18 protein-coding genes are annotated in these 23,518 nt (G+C 47.4%); 5 read left to right on the top strand and 13 right to left on the bottom strand.

Features of this window, described 5'->3' with window-relative positions:
* Positions 1-15 precede the first annotated feature (15 nt).
* The 4 genes from AKL11_RS22380 to AKL11_RS22365 are packed head-to-tail and all read right to left on the bottom strand — an operon-like array spanning position 16 to position 6,039.
* A complete protein-coding gene (locus tag AKL11_RS22380; RefSeq protein WP_067522377.1) occupies positions 16-1,413 on the bottom strand; it encodes an O-antigen ligase family protein in 1,398 nt (465 codons plus the stop codon).
* A gap of 9 nt (positions 1,414-1,422) precedes the next feature.
* Positions 1,423-2,853 carry a lipopolysaccharide biosynthesis protein gene (locus AKL11_RS22375; protein ID WP_067522186.1) on the bottom strand — a complete coding sequence of 477 codons (1,431 nt, stop codon included), beginning with the start codon at positions 2,851-2,853 and terminating at the stop codon, positions 1,423-1,425.
* A 5-nt stretch (positions 2,854-2,858) separates the two neighbouring features.
* Positions 2,859-3,974: a glycosyltransferase family 4 protein gene (locus AKL11_RS22370; RefSeq protein WP_067522184.1), complete on the bottom strand. Its 1,116-nt coding sequence runs from the start codon at positions 3,972-3,974 to the stop codon at positions 2,859-2,861.
* Positions 3,967-6,039: a putative bifunctional diguanylate cyclase/phosphodiesterase gene (locus AKL11_RS22365; protein ID WP_067522375.1), complete on the bottom strand. Its 2,073-nt coding sequence runs from the start codon at positions 6,037-6,039 to the stop codon at positions 3,967-3,969. The genes AKL11_RS22370 and AKL11_RS22365 overlap by 8 nt, the downstream gene beginning before the upstream one ends.
* A gap of 268 nt (positions 6,040-6,307) precedes the next feature.
* Between AKL11_RS22365 and AKL11_RS22360 the strand changes: the two genes are divergently transcribed.
* The 4 genes from AKL11_RS22360 (at position 6,308) to AKL11_RS22345 (ending at position 10,443) form a co-directional block, all read left to right on the top strand.
* Complete coding sequence (locus tag AKL11_RS22360; protein WP_067522182.1) at positions 6,308-6,640, top strand: STAS domain-containing protein; 333 nt, start codon at positions 6,308-6,310, stop codon at positions 6,638-6,640.
* Positions 6,641-6,860: 220 nt separating this feature from the next.
* A complete protein-coding gene (locus tag AKL11_RS25410; RefSeq protein WP_157673726.1) occupies positions 6,861-7,187 on the top strand; it encodes a hypothetical protein in 327 nt (108 codons plus the stop codon).
* Positions 7,188-7,204: 17 nt separating this feature from the next.
* Positions 7,205-9,739, top strand: coding sequence for an SLBB domain-containing protein (locus AKL11_RS22350; protein ID WP_095210633.1), 2,535 nt, complete (start codon positions 7,205-7,207; stop codon positions 9,737-9,739).
* On the top strand, positions 9,736-10,443 hold the full coding sequence (locus tag AKL11_RS22345; protein WP_095210632.1) for a CpsD/CapB family tyrosine-protein kinase: 708 nt from the start codon (positions 9,736-9,738) through the stop codon (positions 10,441-10,443). Before AKL11_RS22350 ends, AKL11_RS22345 begins: the two co-directional genes overlap by 4 nt.
* A 1-nt stretch (position 10,444) precedes the next feature.
* Here AKL11_RS22345 and AKL11_RS22340 read toward each other — a convergent pair whose 3' ends face one another.
* The 8 genes from AKL11_RS22340 to AKL11_RS22300 all read right to left on the bottom strand — a co-directional run bounded on the left by AKL11_RS22340 (position 10,445) and on the right by AKL11_RS22300 (position 19,748).
* Positions 10,445-11,020, bottom strand: coding sequence for a SanA/YdcF family protein (locus tag AKL11_RS22340; RefSeq protein ID WP_216636835.1), 576 nt, complete (start codon positions 11,018-11,020; stop codon positions 10,445-10,447).
* Positions 11,021-11,192: 172 nt separating this feature from the next.
* A complete protein-coding gene (locus AKL11_RS22335; protein ID WP_067522176.1) occupies positions 11,193-12,359 on the bottom strand; it encodes a hypothetical protein in 1,167 nt (388 codons plus the stop codon).
* A gap of 71 nt (positions 12,360-12,430) precedes the next feature.
* On the bottom strand, positions 12,431-13,558 hold the full coding sequence (gene trmA / locus AKL11_RS22330; protein WP_342669739.1) for a tRNA (uridine(54)-C5)-methyltransferase TrmA: 1,128 nt from the start codon (positions 13,556-13,558) through the stop codon (positions 12,431-12,433).
* A 50-nt stretch (positions 13,559-13,608) separates the two neighbouring features.
* Entirely contained in the window at positions 13,609-14,916 is a 1,308-nt protein-coding gene (locus tag AKL11_RS22325; protein ID WP_095210630.1) for an NCS2 family permease, read from the bottom strand.
* A 488-nt stretch (positions 14,917-15,404) separates the two neighbouring features.
* Positions 15,405-16,415, bottom strand: coding sequence for a GIY-YIG nuclease family protein (locus AKL11_RS22315; protein ID WP_067584849.1), 1,011 nt, complete (start codon positions 16,413-16,415; stop codon positions 15,405-15,407).
* A 304-nt stretch (positions 16,416-16,719) separates the two neighbouring features.
* Positions 16,720-17,181, bottom strand: a complete 462-nt coding sequence (rimI, locus tag AKL11_RS22310) for a ribosomal protein S18-alanine N-acetyltransferase (RefSeq protein ID WP_067522170.1) — start codon at positions 17,179-17,181, stop codon at positions 16,720-16,722.
* Between the two features lie 57 nt (positions 17,182-17,238).
* Complete coding sequence (locus tag AKL11_RS22305; RefSeq protein ID WP_067522168.1) at positions 17,239-18,120, bottom strand: uracil-DNA glycosylase family protein; 882 nt, start codon at positions 18,118-18,120, stop codon at positions 17,239-17,241.
* A gap of 125 nt (positions 18,121-18,245) precedes the next feature.
* Positions 18,246-19,748: an Rcat domain-containing protein gene (locus AKL11_RS22300; protein WP_157673725.1), complete on the bottom strand. Its 1,503-nt coding sequence runs from the start codon at positions 19,746-19,748 to the stop codon at positions 18,246-18,248.
* A gap of 195 nt (positions 19,749-19,943) precedes the next feature.
* Here AKL11_RS22300 and AKL11_RS22295 point away from each other — a divergent pair, with 195 nt between their 5' ends.
* Positions 19,944-20,936 (top strand): IS30 family transposase, encoded by a 993-nt coding sequence (locus tag AKL11_RS22295; RefSeq protein ID WP_067515034.1) that lies wholly within the window; start codon positions 19,944-19,946, stop codon positions 20,934-20,936.
* Positions 20,937-21,222: 286 nt separating this feature from the next.
* Here AKL11_RS22295 and AKL11_RS22290 read toward each other — a convergent pair whose 3' ends face one another.
* Entirely contained in the window at positions 21,223-22,770 is a 1,548-nt protein-coding gene (locus AKL11_RS22290; protein ID WP_216636834.1) for a 2-isopropylmalate synthase, read from the bottom strand.
* Between the last annotated feature and the right edge of the window lie 748 nt (positions 22,771-23,518).

The following is a 23,518-nucleotide window of genomic DNA, read 5'->3' as shown; positions in this document are numbered from 1 at the left end:
ATAGTAAATATAGTTTTAACTTATTGTGTTTTTAGAAGTGTGGTGAGTATCCATATATTGGGCGATGGCAATACTGATGGCTGTCATAATATAAACGGGCCAGAGAAATCCCATGCTCAAAAATGAACCAGAAGCACAAAATCCCGCCAGCCCCGCATAGGTGCCAACGGCAATGGCTGACATATGGGGATCGTAATCCGGCGATTCCTGTTGCTTATCCAGTTTGGCCAATGACCGTCGTATGGACAGGAAGATGGCAACCAGCATCCCGATGAATAAAATAAATCCAACGAAGCCGGATTCGGACATCACCTGAAACCACGTGCTGTGGGTAACGTGAGCCTTGCCCTCTGAACGGCTGTGTGTGGCATAATCCCAATAATTATCCAGATACATCGATAACCCAACGCCGGTCATCGGATTGCGCAGCCCCATATTAAATGCCGCTTCCCACGCATGGATACGGGCCATGGAGGATTCATCAAGGCCTTCTTCCTGGGCTCCGCCGGATTTACGATCACTAATGCCCGCCGCAGCCATCAAGACAACGATAGCGAAACTGCCAATACTCATCAGCAGCAGTTTTGATTTGATGATGCGCAGGCCAAAAATGCCAAAGACCGCCAGAACTGCCAGCAAGCCACCCCGGCTCTGGGTGGCCAGAATGGATGCTACGAAAACCACAATGCCGATGAGCCCCAGCAGTGTCAGAAATCGTCCGGTACCTTTTGTGGTAACGACCGCCACGGCATAACTCATGGGAAAACTCAGTACCAGAGAAAGGTCGTTTGGGTCACCGAGGCTGGTACCGGGGATGGTGACACGGGTCTCTTCCACCATCCCGATACCATTGGCGTTGTTATAAAGTGTGACGCCACCCACAATTAATCCAGAGCAGATGATTAGCAAATGAGTCAATTTGAAGTGCCAGTACTCCGTCATCAACCATGATATGGCCAGAACCATGATTCCGATTTTCATATAGACGCTGGTAAAGCTTTCAAAGGATGAGGGGGGAAAGCTGGAAAATGCGATACCAACCACCACCCAGCAAAAGAAACGGGCAAACTTTGAGTGTTCTTGCCGCCAGTAGACTTTTACTTTCTGGGTCAGGATGATGTGCCATGCCAATACAAAATAAGAACCCAAGGCGGTTAATAAAGGGATTTTAAGAGGCGTTAATTGGGGGATCACTTCATGCAATCGGAAAAAAGAAAACAGTATAAAGATCAGACAGACCACAAACGGTTTTTTCAGTAAAAAAATCATTCCCAGAGGAATCACGGCCAGAGGCATTAATGCCAGAGGGTGAGGCATTATCACGGCAGGCAGTGCAGCCAGTAGACAATAGGCGGCAACGGTGATGGTTTGGTAACGGTTGAGAAAGAGTCGCTCGATACCGGGTAGCTGCATATTAACCACCTAGTGCCTTAACCACAGAAGGGTTTTGAAAAAAAATGGGCGGAACAAAACAACCTGCATCGATATGAAAATTAAAAGACCAGCGCTGCCAATCGTGAACATCGAAGCCAGTGCAGACCATGACTGAGTAATTTCGCTTCTTCCCCATAACAGGCCTGCGAGCATAACGGCTGAACATAAAAATCCCGGAAACAGGCAAGCGAGTATGGTAAGAGTACGAACCTTGAATTCCGGGAGAATAAGTCGCAAATGGCAGGCAAAACTGAAGAGAGTGATACCGAGCCATGCCCAGCATGCACCTTCAACACCAAACTGAATACCACCAATAAATACGGGTAAAGTCATCAGTGTGTAGAACAGAGCTCGGCTGTTTAAGCCAGGCTTGCCAATAGCCGTCACGCCGGTAGAGAGCAGCTCGGTGAGCAAGCGAAATGGGCTGGAGAGACATAGGATCTGAAAAGGAACGACGACTGACGTCCATTTATCCGTCAGCACCAGCGGAATAAAGTCCGGTGCTATTGCACACAAGCCAAAGTAGACCGGAAATAAAATCAGACCTGCCAGCTGGATGGATTTCTGCAAATACAGCCCCGCGAATCCTCGATCATTTTGCAGCTTGGCAAGGGAGGACAGGCCAATGTGATTCACTAATTCACCGATCTTATCACTGGGTAGGTTGGCCAGATTTCGGGCGACGGAGAAAATACCTAACTCTGTTTTAGACAGCAGTCGTCCGATACTCAGGTTGCCAAAGATATGAAAAAAATACCGAAGCAGGTCATTGGTGGTGGTGATGCCTCCGAACGTGCTCAAAGACGACAGTTGATGAAAGTTAAGTGTCGGCCAGGCCCAGCAGGGTGAAATTTTGTTAAAGCCAATGGTTAATGCCAATCGCATAAACAGGTGGCCACAAATTAACGACCAGATACCCAAGCCGGCAGCTGCCATTGCCAGAGTCAAAACACTGGTCATCAGCGTTGCCCAAAACTGAACTTTTTCCCGCTCTTTAAACAGCATGTCGCGACTGGCTGAAGCGCTGGGCAGGGTATGAAAAATCAGAATCAAAAACTGTAAGGCGGCCACTTGAATAAGGAATGTTACTTGTGGTTCATTGAAAAAAATGGCAATGACCGGCGCCGAAAAATAAAAAAGGCAGAAGAAGGTCAAGCCAGATATCAGGTTCAGGGTGAACGCTTGGCGAAGTTTCAGAGGACTCAGGCTTTCAGCCTGAATCAGCGTTTTCCCCATGCCCAGATCGCCCATCAGGGCGAATATGCCGATAAACGCCATGGTCATGGCCATCAGACCATAATCATCTTCCGTGAGCAGTCGTATCAGAATCAGGGTATTGATCCAGGTGAATGCCTGAGCCAAAAGCCTGAGCACGGCACCTGCTTTTAACCCTTTGATAACGTGGCGACCAGTATCCATAAAACCTAACCGTGGGTGGATGACGTGGGAGGAAGCGTGTTGTCCGGTTGGTGGCTGACCGAATTTTTGAGTGTTTGCTTAGAAAAAAGTTCCGGTACCGGTTGTCCCTTGATGTCGATGGCCTGCCGGTAGACCGACAAAATGCCCGGTACAATGGTGCGTGAAGAATACTCTCGGGAAATCGTATCCCGGCACGACTGGCTCAGTTGCAGTTTCACCACCTCAGGCAGCGACATCCAGAACTGCACAAGACTGCTCATGGCGGTTAAATCGCCAGGTGGTGTTGTCCAACCGTTGTAACCTTGAGTAATCAGCTCTGGCAGTCCACCCAATGGAAAACTGATGACTGGAATGCCGTTGGCCATGGCTTCCAGTGCCACCATTGGTAGCCCTTCTTCCCGTGAGGTGATGCAAAGCAAACCGATATCCCGCCAATGGGTGTTCATGGAAGTCACCTGTCCCATAAACGCAACATTGCTGACTTCCTGCTCTTTCAGCTTGGAGGCCATAGGGCCGGAGCCATACATATGAAAGGAGAGCATCGGTTGATGCTTGGCCAGTTGCAGAAAAAGATCCGGTCCTTTTTCGTGACTCAGTCGACCCACAAAGGCAACAGCCTGTCCCGAGTGGAGCTGTTTTTCCGGAATTTGAATAAAGTTACTGAGCTTAATCGGACGATGAATCCATCGGCGAACCATCTCTTTATTCACAATAATATTTTGAGAAAGCACTGAAGACAGTTCATCCAGCAGGGTATAGAGCCGAACTCTTCCGGTGCCCCGGTCACCATTATGAAATGTTGAGACAACGGGGATTCTATTGATTAGGCCTACCACCCTGCCAAGGGTGTTTGCTTTGTAGCCGTGGGTATGGAGAACCAGAGGGCGGGTGTCTTTTATGGTTTTGTTCAGTTCGCGGAGTGTGCCATTGAGATATCTAACCTTCACGCCGGCGTCATTGAGTTCTACTTCAAGGGGGTGGAGTACTGAATATCGTCGGTAAAACCAGACTTCTATGGGCCAGCGATTGCGTTTAAGTGCGCTGGCCAGCTGAAAAACATGACTCTCAATCCCACCAGGTTGCCGTGAGTCCAAGAGCAGAACAATTGGCTGATCAACCATTGGCTCTCCCAGGTATCCTTGGCAATACGTCGAGGTTAGTTAAGTGCTCGATGAAAGCGTCTGCAGGCAGTGGTTTGCCGTAGTAATAACCCTGTCCTTCCTGACAGCCTTTTTCTTTCAGGCAAAGTTCCTGTTCCAGGGTCTCGACACCCTCCGCCAGTACGAGCATGCCAAAGCTTTTGCCTATCTGGATAATGGCATCAACAATGGCGCCATTTTCTTTATGTTCTGGCAGCCCTTCGATAAAAGACTTATCAATTTTCACTTTATCGAAGGGGAATTGTTTCAAATACCCCAGAGAAGAATAGCCAGTGCCGAAGTCATCCAGTGTCAGGGTGATACCTAAACTCTTTAACTGATTCAATTGCAGTTTGGCGATCTCAATATCTTCCATGATGAAGGTTTCGGTGACCTCAAGCTCCAGGGCATCCGGGGAAAACTGGTACTTGTTCAGCAGATAAATCACCCGGTCAACGATATCGGGGTCCTGAAGTTGGACGGCGGAAAGGTTGATGGCCATTCGCAGCCCATGGTAGCCACTGTTTTGCCATTGCTTTAACTGATGGCAGGCTGTTTCCAGTACCCAGTTGCCGATGGGAATGATATCCATGCTTTGCTCGGCCATGGGGATAAACAGGTCAGGAGAGATTAAACCTCTGTCAGGATGATGCCAGCGAATCAATGTTTCGATACCGACCAGCTCACCATTCTCACAGCTGAATTGTGGTTGATACACCAGACTGAGTTCCTGATTTTCAAGCGCCTGATGCAGATCCATTTCCAACCGTTTACGTTGACGGATGTCACTGTCGATGGTGGCTATATAAAACTGGTAACGGTTGCGGTTGCGGGACTTCGCCATGATCATGGCAAACTCGGCCTGCTGCAGTAGTTTATCCACATTGTCCCCATCATTAGGAAACAGAGTGATACCGGCTGTGGCAGTGACGGTAAGAAATTCGTCATTAATTACAAACGGTTTTTCAAATTCCTGCAGCAGGGACTGAGTCAGTTCGGCCGCTTCATAAGGCTGGCTCACATTTGTCAGGATAATGGCAAACTGATCTTCTCCCAGCCGACCCAGATAGGTTGCGTTATTGACATGGTTTCTTAAGCGATCGGAAAGTTTTACCAGTACGTGTTCTGCCGCATTGAAGTTCAACTGAATATTCAGGGATTTGAAATCGTCCAGACCCAGGCAGATCACCGCCATGCTATCGTTGCTATTCGCTTTTTTAATGAGCTGGTTCAGATGCTTTTGCAGAGAACGTCGATTAGGAAGTCGGGTCAGATAATCGTATTGAGAAAGGCGCATAATGCGCTCTTCTGCTTTCTGTCGCAGGCTGTAATGTTTATCGATGGAATGTAATAACTTATTGGCGGTGGTCACCCAGAGGCCAAGTTCATTTTTTTCGTGTCCTTTCGGGATGGGTAATTGCGCCTTACCGGGGTGTTCAGGGTTGATGCCTGTGAGGTGAAAGATAAGTCGGTTCAATGGCTTGGTCAGTAAAGTGGAATAAATGAAAAATAATACCAGCGCCATGGTAATCGCGCGGACCAAACCCACCAGAACGATAGTGACCGAGCGTTGAACAAACGACTTTCCTTCATAAGCCGTATCAAAATATAGTATCACTTCACCTGAAGCGGATGGGGCATGTGAGTCTGCACTCATTGAGTGTCGAAACGTTCTTATAGGGGTGAAAATGGCATCGGTCAGCAGGCGATAGCGGGAATGGGATAAAGGTCTTTCCGTTCTGGCCAGCAGTGATTGATCTTCAAGCCTGATGGCTGCAGCCTGAACGGATGATACTTCCATCACGCCGTTCAAGATTTCCTGAGCCATCTTATTATCAAAGCGCGACAATGCCTTATGAGCAGGCTCATGGATCATGGCCAGAATTTCCTGACCTCTTTTATCAATGGCGATACTGGTCTGGCGAGCTTCAATAAATACTTGAACAAGACTGAGGAGCACGCCAAGAAGGCAGGCACAAAGCAAAACCACTTTCAGCAGTTGGTGGGAAAGCTGTGATTGACCGTGAGTGCCTTCTTTCGTATCCATAAGGTGAAATGATCTTTCCGCCATTTATTCAGAAATGCTTGGGCACGTCATGAGGTCTGAATAAGTTTTATCTTAACTTCTTAAATGTCTTGTTAATTAACTATAGGTTTTGTTTTTAATAAATTGTTGATTGTTTTATTGGTTGGGTAAATATAATTCTTTCCGTCATTTATTTTTTGATTGCCGTTTTTTAAATTTTGATTGGCTAGTCTGATTTTATGTGGAGATTGTTTTAATTGGATGTTTATGGATATTGAGGTAATGGGTGATGGATTACTCGACTTATCAATCGAATGATTGTCATGTGGTTGAATTACATGATGATTTTGATTCAGGGACGGTGAATGATATTAAAGAGTATTTTGAAGGTTTGATTGAGGATGGTGCCGGTGATGTGCTTATTGATATGAGTGAAATGGGTAAAATTGATTCCTCTGGAGTGGGTGCGTTAGTTTTTCTTTATAAGCGACTGAGAATGGATAGTCGGAATCTTGGTTTGCTTGGCGTTAATGGTAAGACTGACGAATTATTGACAATGCTCAGGATCAGTCAAGCGATCAAGCAATATGAAAGTATTGAAGAATATCTTGGGAAGCATTAATTGGGAAAGATTAATTGGGAAAGATTAATTGGTAGAGATTAAAAAAGTTGATGGTTTTTACACCTTTTTTAAAAGAAGTATAAAAATACTTTTTTTCTTGAGTGTGCCTGTTGTTTCAGCATGTGCACCCTTATGGCCTGCACCTCCAGAAAGAGAACACAGCCTGAAAATCAGGAGGGAATCGAGGGGGGAGTATCTTAGCCAGAGTGAGTTGGTCGAGTTGTTGAGAATTAGTGAAAGCCGTTATCAGGCATTGGCAAGGGTCGGTGGAGAGCACTGCCTACCTGGCAGGATGCAATTCCTCAAGCAAGAGCATCAGCAAATTCGATTGGCGCTGGATGCTCAGTTGCGAGTAGAGCCTTTAAAAAGGTTGGAAGAGACTTTCGTATCTCTGGATGGTCTCCGGATAAGACTTGAAAATCAGCTGGAAACCACAGGTTGTCCGCTGCAATACGTTCTTCGGAAGAAAGCCAGGCCGAATTGGATAAACAAAAGAGAGTCTTTGTTGGGATTGGGCAGGTGGGCGAAGCCTGAAAGTTTACCGTAAATAGGTTGGAGTCGGTAATGATAATGCCTTGTGCAAATCAGAAAACCCTTAAAGCCGTGAATCACGGTTTAAGGGTTTTTTTGCTTTGCATTTTCTTTTCCTCCCCTGTTTTTACCAGTGAATTGATGAAGGTTGTCGTGATGGGGGATATTGAGTCTCCCGGTGAGTATGCTGTGTCTGTCGGTGGAACGGTTGAGCAGTTGGAAAATGCCCACAACTTGTTTGATAGGAATGCCTTTGAGGCGGAGTACCAGGTGATTCGTGGCGGTCTCAATATTGCTTCAAATAGCCAGAGCCATAAACGCGTCGTCCTTGAGGAAAGAGATGTTGTTATTGTTTCACTGACAAAGGCCTCTGTCAGAGTGGAGTCTTCAAAAGAGGAAGATACTGTATCAACCGAATCTCAACTACAAGAGCTATTAGAAGAAAGAGTGGTTCCTAATGGGGATTCACAAAGCATCGAGCGTGGAGCTCAGGAGCAAGAGAATAAATTCAGTGATTATGAACTGCAATCCGGCGATGTGCTGTTTATCGAATTACCCGGGGAAGAGGGCTTTAACAAAGAATTTCTAATTGATCGGGCTGGAGTTATCCGGCTTCCGGAGATTGGGCAGCTGAATATAGCAGGGTTAATGCTGAAACAGGCTGAAAAAATCATTGTCAGAAGGATGTCTGAAATATTCCTTGGCTTGGATAAACTGACTATCCGTTTAAAAGAAAAGCGCCTTTTAGTGACGGTGCTTGGTTTTGTCGAACAACCCGGAGATGTCGAGTTGCCCGGTAACGGCAATATTCAGGTTGCCATTAATCAGGCTGGTGGCTTTGTGGATGGAGCGCTGCTAAGTCGTTTGCAGTTGCGAAGAGACGGGGAAACGATCACGTTTGACTTCAAAAAATATCTTGATACTGGCGATGAAAAGGTCCTGCCAAACCTTCGGTCACTGGATGAGATTTTTGTACCGTCAACACCAGAACTCAGCAATATTCACGGCAAGCCCCTGAAATCACTTGAGGACAAAGAGGTAGATTCTATTTCTGACCGAGAGGTTATTAAAGTCTTTGGTGAAGTGATCAAACCCATCAGTTTTGGCTATGAGGAGGGTGTGAATGTTCTGGATGCCATGCTGAAAGGTGGGGGTATTACGCGATACGCCAATGTGGAGCAAATACGCGTCCTTTCAGGTAGTGAACCGATCATGTTTAACCTCAAAAAATACCTTGATAGCGGCTCCGTCGATGAGTTGCCAGAGTTACTGCCTGGTGCAACAGTATATGTTCCGATACGGGTTGATTCCATATCAGCGAGCCCCCGAAGGGTTTATGTGATGGGGCAGGTACAAAAACCAGGATCATTTGAGACGGCTGAAGATGTCAGCTTTCTCGATGTAATCTCAGATGCGGGCGGCCCTAATCGTTATGCAGACATAACGGCCGTCAGGATTCTCAGGAGAAGCGGCGAGGTCGTCCCTTTTGATCTGGAGGCTTTTACCGAGGGGCGGGTAGAAGTAGTCCCCACGATTAAGTCTGGCGATGCCATATTCTTTCCTGAGAAGCCGGCGAATGAAGATTCATCATGGTTCAGAACACCCACATCTCAGTCGGTTAAGGTGCTCGGTTCTGTCATTAAACCAGGACGATATGAATGGTCAGAAACTGTCGATTTTATCGATTATATTGGTAATGCGGGCGGTCCTGCAGAAAGAGCCGATCTTGCTCATATTAAAATTATCACTCCTGGTCCTGATAACGAACGAATCGTCACTGAGTTTAATATGCAGGAGTTTATGGAGCAGGGCGGTGATTGGAGTGATTTACCCGTTGTAAAGGGTGGGAGTACCTTGGTTATTCCTGAACTTCCGGATTCCCCCATTGATAATAACGCTAACTGGGTCAAGCTCCCTAAAGAAAACTCGATCTATATTATGGGGGCAGTGATTCAGCCAGGACGCTATGCATTTAATAAAAATCTTGGTTTTTTAGACATTCTTTCTGCAGCGGAAGGCCCTAATAAGGAAGCTGATTTAAGCCGCATCAGGGTCATTCATCGAAATGAGGGTATACCCAGGGTCACTAAGGTAGATTTACTGACCTTTTTTGAAACCGGCGATGAAAGCCTGCTGCCGAAAGTAAAGTCCGGAGATACTATTTTCATTGCATCCCGAACCCGTAAATGGACGGAACAGGAGCCGGAAGATACCGTCAGAATTATGGGCGCCGTGGCGACTTCCGGACGTTATGAATTCACCGCGAATATGACCATTCTCGACTTACTGGCGGAAGCGGGAGGTCCAAATGAAACCGCTTATATCGAAAAAATTCTGATAGTAAATAATTCCTGTTGTGAAGAGAGTCGTGCCAGCACATTTGATCTGGTGGATTTTATGAAAGATCCGGACGGAGAGAGTCTGCCAGTGCTAAGAGCTGGAGATACGATCTTTGTTCCGGAGGTATCCCAGTCTAACTGGCGTAGTTTTAATAGTCTGGTGACCGATACCGGAGGGATACTAAACGTGCTGTTACTGCTAACCAACCTGGGATGGTTTACACCATGATTAAGCTGCCAGTTAACTACCTTGAAATAGAAGAGATCTACAGCAACAGCCTGGGCAAAGGGATGCGTTCACTGGCGATTACGGCAGCAAACCCCGGTGAAGGATGCAGCACTCTGGCTTATGCATTGAGCAAGCGCAGTGAGTTGGATGGTAAGAAGACCCTGCTGGTGGAAGTGAATATACTGCACCCTGAATTGGGTGATATTTCAGGACGTCAGCACACAGACTGGTTTCCGACAGCACAGTCTGCAGATGCAAACATTATGAGAACGAATGATCTGAACTTGGATGTACTCCCCGCTCCCTGTGACAGCGACGTACTTCGTTTCAGAAATATTGCCACCATGAGCAAACTGATTCAGCACTGGCTGGAGAATTACGATGCGGTGATCTTTGATACCTCTCCGGTCAATGCCCGTAACCGTAATAATATTCCTGCAGAAACTGTTTGCGCAATGGCCGATGGTGCGGTGTTCATGGTCATGGCCGGTGTCACGCAGCAAACTCAGTTCAAAACAGCGCTGGATCGTTTGACTCAGAATGATGTGTCACTAGTGGGCGTTGTGTTCAATGACTATCAAAATCCAATGATGGTCGATGAAATTTATCGGGAAACTTACCGCTTGGATAAATGGTTTCCAGGCACCATGGAGAAAGTTCGTCGATATATCAAGCGGTCTTCTTTTTTCAACATACAACTGTAATTCAAGTTGGCGGTGTAACGCCTATTTCGATCTGTGGCCCCAGAAATTTTGGTCCTTTATTCAATAAATGCACTTCCATTACAGCCAGTACCCGAGCTAGGATTTCCCGGGTTTTATTGGTTAAATCCGATGCTTCTCCTTCCCCGGCATTAAAAGCGATCGCATCGATATCATGATTACGTGCAATATACAGGGCTCTTTGATTGTGGGGTGCCTGAGAGATGATGGTGAAATTTTCCAGATCGAAAACGTGATGAGCGCGCAAAACGGAATCCAGAGTGCGGAAGCCAGCGTAATCGCGATAAATCCTTTCTGGAGGAACTCCCAGCTTTAAGAGATCTCGGCGTATCGTGCTGGGCTCATCGTAGTAACGAGTTGCGTTATCACCACTGATGAGGATGTAGTCGATTTTACCGGCTTGATACAGTGTGAGAGCAGCATTTAACCGCAGACGATAATGGTCGTTCACACCGCCTTGTCGGGAGTATTTGCTGGTGCCCAGCAAAACGCCCACTTCGTTATGGGGAAGTGACTTTATATTGCTATAGAGCGCATCATCCGTTGAAATGGTGATCACTAGATTACAAATAACGATGAGAGCGCTAAGTATGGCCGTGAACAACACAGCCGTTTTTGCAAGCATCGAAAAAGTGGGTTTTAGAGCACCCATTGCAGGCCTTCAAAGCAAATCCGTCACATTATGAGTAGACCACATTGTCCTTAAATCATAAAGAACAGGGAGGCATAATTTACTTTTCTTCTGCCATTCTCCGCAGGGCGTAAATAATCTGGGCAAGAATGGCTTGATCCATATTGGTTGGAATATCCTGGGTCGGAGTGGCTGTTCTTTTTGAGGATCTTTTTGAGGACAGCCACTTGGCTAACTCGTCCGGCGAGGCTGCCTGCATGGCGACTTGTTGATCACTGACCTCCATGCCGGAAATGTTCATGAGAATAACCGGCTTACCATGAAAACTGGCAGTAATGGCGTCTTTAACACTGTTGACAATCACTGTGGAGGATATGGAGCGCAGAGCCGCATCGGGATAGTTTCCATCGTGCAGCAAGTGCACATTTTCTCCGGCAATGGCATTGATCAGGCTTTCTTCCAGCGTACCATTTAATCTAGGGTCAAAAGTCACCAGAAAAAGGGTTTCTGGCATCATTCGGGTCGTGTGAAGAAAGGTCTTTAAAGCGGCAGGGTAGTGCTTGTGGTAGCCGCCATGAAAGAGCGCAACCTTCTGCCTAGCCTTGATTTTTAGAGTTTTTCGGAGTTGTCGGGTGTCGATGTCTTTATGCATCTTCATGTCCGCTTCAAGTACGGGTAACCCTGTAATTTTTACGGTGGCGCCTTTGCTGCGGGCAAAATCTTTGAAGCTTGAGCCAATCGTCTTACTTGGAACATGAACTTCATCAGCGTATCGGATTTCATCCAAAAATGGCTTAACCTGCAACGCTTGATCGAATGTGTTCAGGCCATTGTAAAAGGCAATGATCTTGGCACCTTCAAGCTGTGCCACGTTGGCAAACTGAGCCTGAGCCCGGCTGGACATGCCAGTATAAAGAATCCGGACATTGATTCGATCCAGCACGTTGTAAACCAGTTTGTGGTTTACCCTATGATTGCGATTGTCGCTGATGCCATCATTGTGAATTAATCGACCTTCATCAATTAACGCCGGATCGTTGCGGAAAAACTGCACGGCTTTACCCATGGCCACAACCCGGTAGGAGACTCCCGCCCGTTTCAGCTGCTCCTGAATTTGCAGAAAGGCTCTGGCTTCACTCTCGTCATAGGCGACAAAAAGTACGGAGGTTTTGATGTAGCCGTCCTGATGATATTGGGCGGCCATGGAAAGGCCACTGATCAGAAAAGCAATGGCGAGTGTGCAGGCTTTAAAAATTGAGTTCTTCACTGTGACTACCCCGGTGAACTTCCTTGAACATTACATTCAAGGTAGGTGATTGCCGGGGAGCATGGTCGGGCTTATTTACGCTTTAGATGAACGCCCATTTCAGCGTGATGAGTGTAGGGGAACTGATCAAAAAGTGCCGTTTTTTCAATGGTATGGGTCTGGCAAATGGTTGACAGGTTTTTCCGCAACGTCTCTGGATTACAGGAAATGTACAGAATATTGTCGAATCGCTGCACCAGCTTTTCGGTGCCTTCATCCAGGCCGGCTCTTGGTGGGTCCACCAGAATGGTTGAAAATTGATAGCTATCCAGATCAATCTCACTTAACCGTCGGAACTCTCGCTCCTTATTCATGGCCTGAGTAAACTCTTCACTGGAAAGGCGGGCGATTTGCACGTTCTCTATCTGGTTCAGGCCGAAGTTTGCCCGGGCGGAGTTGACCGATGTTTTTGCAATCTCCGTAGCCAGCACTTTGTCAAAATGTTTTGCCAGTACACAGGTGAAATTCCCGTTCCCGCAGTAAAGCTCCAGCAAATCGCCAGGTTGTTGCGCGGTGATCTCTCTGGAAATAGTGCTGGCCCAAGTGAGCATTTGTTCATTAATGCCGGCATTGGGCTGAGTGAAGCTGTTTTCCACCTGGGTATAGCGGAAGGCTTCGCCATTGACCGTCAGTGCTTCGGTGACAAAATCCTGATCCAGCACCAGTTTCTGTTTTCTGGCCCGGCCAATCAGTTTAATACCGAACTTTTCTTGCAGCGCGCGGGCTTCCTGTTGCCACTCTTCATTGAGTTGACGGTGATAAATCAGTGAAACCAGAGCTTCTTCTGTTTGTGTGGTCAGGAACTCTACTTGAAACAGCCGTCTTTTCATGTGATCACTGGCTATGATGGCTTCCATCAGCGGCATCATCAAGCGGTTGATGGTTTTTGAACCACTGGGAAATTCAGTCACTTCAAAACGCTGTTTGGTTTCCGGGTTAAACATGCAGTAGTAGCAGTGATCCCCTTCATGCCAGACATGAAACTCTGCACGCATCCGGTAATGCTGTGGTTTGGAGCGAAATAGCTCCAGTTCAGGCATCTGGAAATGGGAAAAATCATTGCGAACCATGCTGGCTTTCTGGGCCAGTTGCTCTTCATATCGTTCGGGTTGGACTGCTGCTAAGGACATGGTACCGGGCATCAAATAAAAACGGCTCATATTATGAGCCGTATCGAAAGGGAGTTGAAGTGCGGATTGTCAGAACGTCATTACATTACGATCTTGGCTAGGCAGAGAATGCCCACAATAAACGAGGCAACAGACACTTGGCGATAGTTACCGCTGAGCACTTTCAACACAATGTACGCCAGAATACCCACGATAATGCCTTCGGCGATGCTGTAGGTCAGCGGCATAAAGAGCAGCGTCAGGAATGCCGGGATGGATTCGCTGTAATCGGCCAGATCAATTTCTTTGATGGGCGACAACATAAACAGCCCTACAAGAACCAGCGCAGGCGTCGTCGCTGCACCCGGCACCATCAGAAACAGTGGTGACAGGAATAAAGCTACAAGGAATAGGCCGGCAACCACCAACGCTGTCAGGCCAGTACGACCACCTTCAGAAACGCCGGTAGCGCTTTCAACAAAGGTTGTTACGGTACTGGTACCGAGGCATGCACCCGCGGTGGTGGCAACGGCATCGGCAAACAGCGCTTGTTTGCAGTTAGGCACTTCGCCTTTCTCGGTCAACATATTGGCTTTGGTGGAAACGCCAACCAGAGTGCCAACGGTGTCGAACATATCCACAAACAGGAAGGTGAACAGGATGATTGCCATATCCGTGGTGAACACGTGCTCCCACTGGAATTGGAATAGAATGGGTGAAATATCCGGTGGTGTCAGACCATTGCTGAAATCCGGCATGGAAGTTACGCCCAGAGGGAAACCGATCAGGGTGGTCGCAATGATACCGATCAGCAGAGCGCCACGTACTTTTTTCACCAGCAGCAGGCCAGTGACCAGGATGCCAATCATCGCCAGCATGGGCTTTGGGTCGGTCAGCTCGCCAACGGAAACCAGCGTTGCTGGATTGGCTTCAACGATACCGGCATTCTGCAGGCCGATAAATGCAATGAATAAACCAATACCGCAGGATACCGCTTTCTTCAGACTGAGGGGAATACTGTTAACAATGGCTTCCCGAACATTAAACGCCGTCAGCACCAGAAAGATAATGCCTTCCAGAAACACTGCAGTCAGCGCCATCTGCCAGGAATACCCCATACCCAGCACAACGCCGTACGCGAAGAAGGCATTTAGACCCATGCCTGGCGCCAAAGCAAAAGGCAGCTTGGCCCAAACGGCCATGATCAGGGTGCCGATAATGGCAGACAGGGCGGTAGCCGTGAACACCGCGCCGAAATCCATGCCGGCATCTTTGAGAATCAACGGGTTGACCACGAGAATGTAGGCCATGGTCATGAACGTGGTTAAACCGGCAATAACCTCGGTTTTGACGGTCGTACCATTGGCTTTTAACTCAAAGTAGTTTTCCAGGAAGTCCCTGCTGAACATAAATTACCTTTGCCTTTATCAGTACTGCGTTCGTTAAATCTGAAGCGGTGTTCAGATTTTTTGTCTGATCGGACGGTTAGAAAAACGCGAAATATATAGTTGTTTTTGGAGAATTAAAATAGATTTTTATAATTATTTTTTCTTTATGGCATTTTCTGGGTTTGGTTAAAAAATAAGCAGATTTGCAGCGGGCTATGGTTTGTCAGGTGTTGAGGGTTTTCCTGAAGGCACTAACAGAGTTATCCACAGAATTTGTGATTAACTTTTTATTGGTGTGTTTTCGTTCTGATCGGAGGAAGCTGTTCTCGAATACGTTTCATTTCAGAAGCGATTTGCTGACTTTTGTGAGCAATAAGCGCCATGCGCTGTTCCAGTTTCTGAAGTGTATTGCAGGTTTTACCGAGCTTTTTGGAGAGCTCAGTTGGGAAGTGCGAAGTTGATTTGGTGTTTATGTCGTCCATAAACACCAGTATAGGAAGGAAAACGGATCAGGCGACAGCGGCGATGGAGGAATTGGTCATTCCCATGGCGCGGGTATTGAGTTCTGCCAGCAGTTGTTCAAGATGCTGGCGGTCATTGGTTTGGCTGGCGGTATTTTTTTGAGCGCGCACTTTCCGGTGGCGCTCAATGGCGTCGCGGATGCGCCTTTCTCTTGGGTTAAGCTCAACCACCACTTCTGGTGCTGCAACTTCTAGTGCTGCTTTGACCGGTTCAACCACCTCAACGACAGCTGTAGCTTCGGCCAGGCCTTCGGTGATGTCTTCCTTTACTACTTCCTGTACAACCGGTTTGCTCTTCAACAGTTCAACGGCATCCCCTTCGCCAGTCAGAACTGCATTAGCCGCTGCGGTGATAGCCGCCAGCTGGGCAGAAATATCATCACTCAGACAGATGTCGTTCATCTGCACAACGGCGTTCACCTGAGAGCCGGTGTCCGGGCGAATAATGGCTTCCTCAGCGATTTTCACAGGTTCAGGCTTTGGCTGCTCAATTGTGGTGGTTTCCAGCCGGATTGACGTTGGCTTAACCGTATTTGTTTGTGGCTGTGTTTCCACCGGTGTTTGAACGGTTGTCGTCGTTTGTTCGGTTTTCTCTTTTTTGCCGCCGATGTCCAGATCTTCGAAGGCATCGATCTCGTCGTCAGAGTCCACTAGCAGTGTCGCCAGCTCTTTTTCCAGGCTGGATTTTCTGACACGGGTTTTCTTCTTCGGCTGAATTTTAACGGTACTGGTTTTATAGCCGCGCAGACTTCTGGCGTTCAGGGAGTCAATGGCTTCCTGTTCCAGCTGCATGAGTTCATTGCGATCTTCAACAAAGTCCCACTCTTCTACGACGAAACCATCACGACCGTGGATGCGAATCTCCTGGTACAGCGGGTAGTCCATGTTCTGCTCGGCTGCAGCAGCCACCATTTTTTCCCATTGGTCTATCAGGTCATTGCGGGTAGAACCAACATAGACTTGAGAGGTGGTTTTGTTGGTGACAGTGAAGATAATCAACGTTCGTAACCTAGCTAAGACTGATACAGGGGCGGGATTATACCGATCTAATTTCCGCTGTGCAGGGGGGGAAAGCTCGTATTTTGTAGTTTTTTTTAACGATGGAAAACGATATTTGAGAATGCTAATAAACTTGATGCTGGGAAGGCGAAGCCCCATTGCGCAAATATGATCAAAGTGTCGTTTACTACGTGCTGGAGCGTAAGCAAACTAGGCGTAATTCCTTGTTTGCCATTTATCTCGATAGTATCTCAGAAACTGTTCATGATTGTTTGCAGCTCGCAGAAAGATTGTGAACAGCTTCTTAGTAAAGTGATGGATCCATAGCCATTACAATGGCATCTTCAGAACCGTTATTGGTGGGGTAATAATTTCTGCGAACGCCGATTTCGCTGAAGCCTTCATTAAGGTAGAGATTGAATGCTCTGTGGTTTGACCTGCGCACTTCCAATAACAGCGTGTCGCAGCCCGATTGGCCGGCCTGCATAATCATGTGTTGCAGCAGCTGCTTGCCAATTCCCTTGCCCTGACTGTTTTTATCTATGGTCAAAATCAAAATGCTGGCTTCACCGGCTGCAATCATCATAATGCAGTGTCCCACTGGGTGCTGATTTTGTTCAACTAATATGCAGCGATAACCCGACGTCAAACTGTCGGCAAAATGCGCTCTACGCCATGGGTGTTCTGCGGAGCGTTGTTCAATCTGATCAACTTGATCAAGATCGCTGGTTTGTATGGCTCTGAACGTAAGTGGGGATGTGGTCATAAATAACAGCAATCAGGTGAACAAAAAAGGCAGGTGATAAATGACGGCGACTGGTCTTTAAGTACGGGATATTGTCAGCAATGGCGAAATATCCTGCCACGCTTCCCGTTTCAGAACAGATTGTTTCATCAATTCATTCAAGCCATAGGTGACAGCAAAATATTGATTCGGCTGGTTGCCTTGCTGAATGCCTCGCAGGTGGTCGAAATCTTTTTCCGGATCCAGCACAAATCGGGCGGCAGATTGCCCCAGCAACAAAATAGTGCGTCGGCGAGATAATCCGTACTGATTGTTGAGAAACGCACGAACTGCATCAGCAGCAGAGTGATCGTCCTGATTCATCCGGCTCAACAGCCCTCGATTATCGGCCATGGGCCAGACGAATTCCCGAAAGGTGGGTGCCTGATCCGTTGTGACATTTAATGCGCGCAAAATATCATCCAACAAACGCTGGTGAAAGCGGCTGAACTGATTCAGTCCGGAATGCGGCATTTCCGCCACCACCAGGCACTCATCCGTGACCGGCTGAACAATCAGGCGGAATTTGCTGACTACAGTGTTGACCGATTTGACAGGTTCCGGCGTTGTGTTGGTGAGTGCGGCTTTTTCTTCAGTGGCCGGTTGCTCTGGAGCAGGCGGCAAAAACTGACCAAGAATATCCGCCGCTCGAGTCGGGGTGTAATCCGGAGTGGGTTCGCGGCTTGGGCTGATGGTGTGTTGAGCAACGGGCTCTGTGGATGTTGCTGCCTCATTCTTCAGCGCACGAACATCTTCCTGAATCCAGTCAAAAGGCCGCGGCGCCTGAGCATTGAGTAGTTGCACCCGCGGATACCAGGTCTGAATACCCATGGCATCCAGATAGCCCTGCCTCAACTGCTCACGGTGAGCGTACTGCTCATCAATAGAAGATGAGGTGGTTGGGTTGGCATCGCCGGGCATGGTGGCTCTCTAAATAATCAATGATCACTGGCAATAGTACCACTCAGAAAGGATGATTTCATTTGCTTAACTATTCAATAAGGCGGCAGCTTCAAAGACGGCTGGTAAAAATAGTAAACACATATTCAACGATTAAATAGTCCAAGCTGGTCAAAAGCTCTTATCTGTTCTGGAGGCATGTAGGCAAGTGACTCTGGAGACATGCGCCAGTTTGGAGGTAGTCCCAGTTTGCCGAGAATACTGGCGTCTGAAATCAATGCCTCCTGTTGGTTCTCGGGCAATGCCTGAAATTGCTCTTCGGTATAGCCCATTAGCGTCATACGGCACAGTCGTATCGTTTGCTCTCTGGTGATGCTGTGTGAACGTGCTTGCTGATTAGGCTGTGCCTGATTTTGTCGCTCAATGTTGGCAAATATACTGTCCGTGTCAACGTGCAGTTGCTGCAGTCGGTCGGCTATTTCCTGAATTCTACGGTTGTAAACCTCTAATCGATGATTGTTATCCGGGCAAACGACATAGGTGTGATGCCGGGCTGGATCTGTATCTTGTGTACTGATATACCAGGGTTTGAGGCAGTTATAGCAAACATCATGATGGCAGGGGTCCTGAAGACTTTGCCGGATTCGAGTCGGGCCATGGCTGGCATCATCATTAACTCGAAGGCAGCCGGTTCGCCGTTCCAGAGGAACGTCACACTGCGGGCAGGGGTGGACTGCTGAGTCGTCATGCCGCACATGCAGATATAGATCCAACTTTGCTTTTAAATCTGCAATTTCCACTTGTAATACGTTATTGCATGGCTGCTGTGGATGAGGAGGTTCAAAACAGAGTGGGCAGTAGTGGTTTGCACAATCTTCACCATTACTTTTGACTCCGGTACAGATAATGGGTCGGCTGTGCTGTGGATCGGCAAGGTTAATCAGGTTCTGTAAACCGCACTTGGGGCAGGTGATGTCTTTCGGGATAAATTGATCATCACTCCGCGGATTCGCACTTAAAAAACGGGTGACATAATTCTGAACATCAACAGCGGCTGCAGGGTAATGTTTTGCTAATTTCCACATATTGATCTTATCAAAAGGGACAGTATGTTGATGGTCCGGTGTGCTGCCAGGACACTGTATTCCGCGGTGCTCTGCTTCTCCTGCCAGTCGTTCATTATCCTTGACTCTGCTCTGTAATTGATTCTTCAGACATCTGAAGTGAGTCCATTTGGTGGGGGTGCAGCACTCCAGTGGGACAGCATGTTCTCTACTATCTTCAATGCTCCCCTGGGTTTCCTCAAAACAAATGACACACTGGGTATTTTCAGAATGACTTGTAGTCACAGTTGGTGCTGGGGATAGGCGTTGTGAGCTGCCGGGGGTGTCTGTGTCACTCTGATGTTGATCGGTTGTATTAAAACCGGATGGACTCTGATTTGAGGTGGTAACTCGTCTTGTCTGAAGAGGATCGTCTTGATTACTCTGGTGCCCCTCTAGCCCTTGTATGGCCGAACTTGGGAAGCGGTGCCTTGTTGTGTTCATGCTTCGCCACTGCCCGAGTGGAGAGCTACCTTGAAGCTGGTGCGAAGATGGGTTAGAGGTGGAGGCTGTCCTTCTATCAATATCAATAAATGGGGTTGGCATAATTATGTCCTTTGAAACCTGTACTGTCGGAGTCACCCCTTGTTATTAATGAGTGATAATTGTTAGTCCTACCTGAATTCGTATCATAAATGCATAACCTCTGTAACCACAGGGTTGCTACAGAGCCACCTTTGAATTCAATCAGAACTCAGGTGTACTCTGTAAAGCTACTAAACACTACAGAGGATGCCACGGATGGCCTTTAAGCACCTGAGCTCTGAAGAGAGACATTATATCGAAATTGAACTGAAAAATGGGACTTCTCAAAACAAAATTGCACAAAAACTTGGGCGCGATCAGAGTTCCCTGTCACGGGAATTAGGGCGCAACAAGGGGTTACGCGGTTACAGACACCAGCAGGCCCACCGTATGGCTCAACAGCGTCATCAGGAAAAAACCAAGGCTGTTAAGCTAACGGATGATATTAAACGACGCATAGCTAATGATATCCGTGCAGACTTGAGTCCAGAGCAAGTGGCTGGAAGACTTAAAAAAGAAGGGGTAATTGAGCTACACCACGAAACGATTTATCAGTATATAGCGGATGATAAACGTAAAGGAGGCACCCTCTATAAGCACTTACGACACCAGAAAAAGACCTACAGGAAAAGGTATGGTTCAGCCCATAACCGAACCGGTATACCCAATCGGGTTGGAATTGAGGAACGTCCGGCAGTGGTCAACAACAGAGAGCGTGTTGGCGACTGGGAGGCTGACACCATAATTGGCAAAAACCATAAAGGGGCAATCGCTACATTGGATGAGCGWAAGACCAAGCTTCGTCTTGCTGTTCCCTTGCCTGGAAAGAAAGCAAAAGCGGTTAAACAGGCGATGATCGGTGTGCTTAAGCCTTTGAAAAAGTTTGTAAAAACCATAACGTACGACAATGGAAAAGAATTTGTTCAGCATGAAGAGGTTGCCAAAGCGTTGAAGTGTGACAGTTACTTTGCTGCTCCGTATCACTCTTGGGAAAGAGGTCAGAATGAGAATGCTAATGGGCTACTCAGGCAGTATTTCCCCAAGTCGATGGAGCTTAATAACGTTACAGAAAAAGAAGTCATCATAGCGGTTGATAAGCTGAATAATAGACCTAGAAAATGCCTTGACTACAAAACACCTTATGAGGCTTTCAAAGAGTTAACTGGGATTGATGTAAGAAAAGTTATGGGTTATGTATTTATTACTTGAATTCAAGCTATTTGAAAAGAAAAAGTTTCATTTTTGGAATAAGCGTATATGCCTCGTTCCCGCGTGTGGGAATGCATAGCTCTGTATTTGTGTGAAGAAGAGTATCGGATTCCATTCGTAGTGGGGTTTTCGCAAAACCCAGGAGGTCGGTAATTCTGAAAGGATTCCCGAAAAAATAGGGCTTTGATGACAATCAGTCGGCAACCACATGGGCTACCGATCGGAGAGGGTGTCGCAAAACTACACACATCTCGTTCCCACGCAAGGCATGGGAACCAGTATTGAATCAAGGCCCAGTCTGCGGATTCGCCTTGGCACTTTCTGCTTCCAGCAGGTTCAGCGCATGGATGTAGGCTTTGGCAGAAGCGATAACAATGTCAGTATCTGCACCAGCGCCATTGACGATGCGACCATTTTTCTCCAGCCGAACACTCACGTTACCTTGAGAGTCGGTGCCTGAGGTAATGGCGCTGACGTTATACAGTACCAGTTTGGCATCGGAGTTGGCGCATTTCTCAATGGCTTTGAAAATGGCATCCACAGGACCGTCGCCAGCACTGGCAGTTTCCTGCTCTTCGCCATTGATCAACAGGGTTAATCGTGCTTCCGGGGTTTCCCCCATGTTGGAGCCAGCGTTCAAGGCGATCAGTTTGTATTTCTCAATCAGTTCATTGCTGCTGCGCACATCACTGACCAGAGCTTGCAGGTCATCGTCGTAGATTTCGGATTTTTTATCCGCCAATACTTTGAAACGCTGGAAGGCTTCGTTCAGTTCTTCCTTGGTATCAAAACTAATGCTCAGTTCTTCCATGCGGGTTTTAAAGGCATTTCGGCCAGACAGTTTGCCCAACACCAGCCGGTTGGTATTCCAGCCTACATCTTCCGCCTTCATAATTTCGTAGGTTTCCCGATGTTTCAGTATGCCATCTTGATGGATGCCAGATTCGTGGGCAAAAGCGTTGGCACCGACAATGGCTTTGTTGGGTTGCACCGGGAAGCCGGTAATGGACGACACCAGGCGAGATGCTGGCACAATCTGAGTGGTATCAATGCCGGTGGTCACGCCCAAATCATCGGAGCGGGTACGCATGGCCATCACGATCTCTTCCAGCGAAGCGTTACCTGCCCGTTCACCCAAACCATTGATTGTACACTCCACCTGTCGTGCACCATTCACCACGGCAGACAGGGAGTTGGCCACTGCCAGTCCTAAATCGTTATGACAATGCACGGAGAAAATGGCTTTGTCAGCATTGGGAATCCGTTCCATCAGCGTTTTGATGGTGTCGCCAAACTGGTGAGGTAGAGCATAACCAACGGTGTCTGGAATGTTGATTGTGGTAGCGCCAGCATTGATGGCGGCTTCAATAATGCGACACAAGAAGTCTATTTCGGAACGACCCGCATCTTCACAGGAAAATTCCACGTCATCAATATGATTTCTGGCGCGTTTAACGGCAAACACTGCCTGTTTGATCACATCGTCCGGCTCCATACACAGCTTGTATTTCATATGGATGGGCGATGTGGCGATAAACGTATGAATTCGCCCACGCTTGGCTGGTTTCAACGCTTCCGCTGCGCGATCAATGTCGTTTTCCAATGCGCGGGATAAACTGCAAACGGTGCTTTCGGTAATCGTTGAGGCGATGGCTTTTACTGCTTCAAAATCACCGGGACTGGCCATGGCAAAACCGGCTTCGATTACATCCACTCGCAGTTTTTCCAGAATTCTGGCAATCCGCAGTTTTTCATCCCGGGTCATGGCAGCACCGGGGCTTTGCTCACCATCCCGCAACGTGGTATCGAAAATAACGACTTGATTATTGTTCATGATTTATCCCTGCCCTTTAATCGGAAAGGCTGATTGTTTTTTGTTCTTATATGCCGCTTCGATGCGATATGAAGGAGCAGCACACGACTGGGCAAAGCGCTTCAGAAGAAGGACGTTGCTGTCTGGCCATCAGGCCGTTGTCTGGGAGATAAAAAGTTAATATGCCCTAAGGCAGTAGGAGTAGTAGGCGAACAGGGGCAAAGCGTTGTCTGGGCAGGCTGGGAAAGCCCATTAAGGTTGCTTTTGTTGGGTTACTGCGGTTTTGCCTGTTCATCGTGCCCATCTCGCTTGGGAGTTGTGATACATAGATTGGCTAGGTAATTGTACTATATAGGCTTAGTTAGAAGGTAACAAGGCGGATTGCATTTTGAAGCCATCATTTTTAAAAGCCAGAGGCATTATCAGCTGACGATCTAACCAGCTGGTAATGCCTCTGGCTTGTTTCATATACAGAAGGTCTTATAAGCCGTTATGGTGTTTTCTTATAGGCCGACAGACCCGACCAGCTTTAAACAATAGATAGCAGTGCTTGTTTTGTCGCCTGGCTCAGCTGGCTCGAAAGTATTCTGGAGATGTAAATGGTAGCTGTTCTGTAATCTACATTGCTAATTACATTCTCACTTGTCCAGCCTATTTCCTTAATAAACCAAAACTCATTTGAAACATACGGTTCTAAATGAGCAGATAAATTGATCCAAAGCATGAAACGAAAAACGATTCAAGACGTATAATTACAGATCATTTTTTG

It is taken from the genome of Endozoicomonas ascidiicola, from assembly GCF_001646945.1.
GTDB lineage: Bacteria > Pseudomonadota > Gammaproteobacteria > Pseudomonadales > Endozoicomonadaceae > Endozoicomonas > Endozoicomonas ascidiicola.
This window is presented reverse-complemented; position numbering and strand designations above follow the sequence as displayed.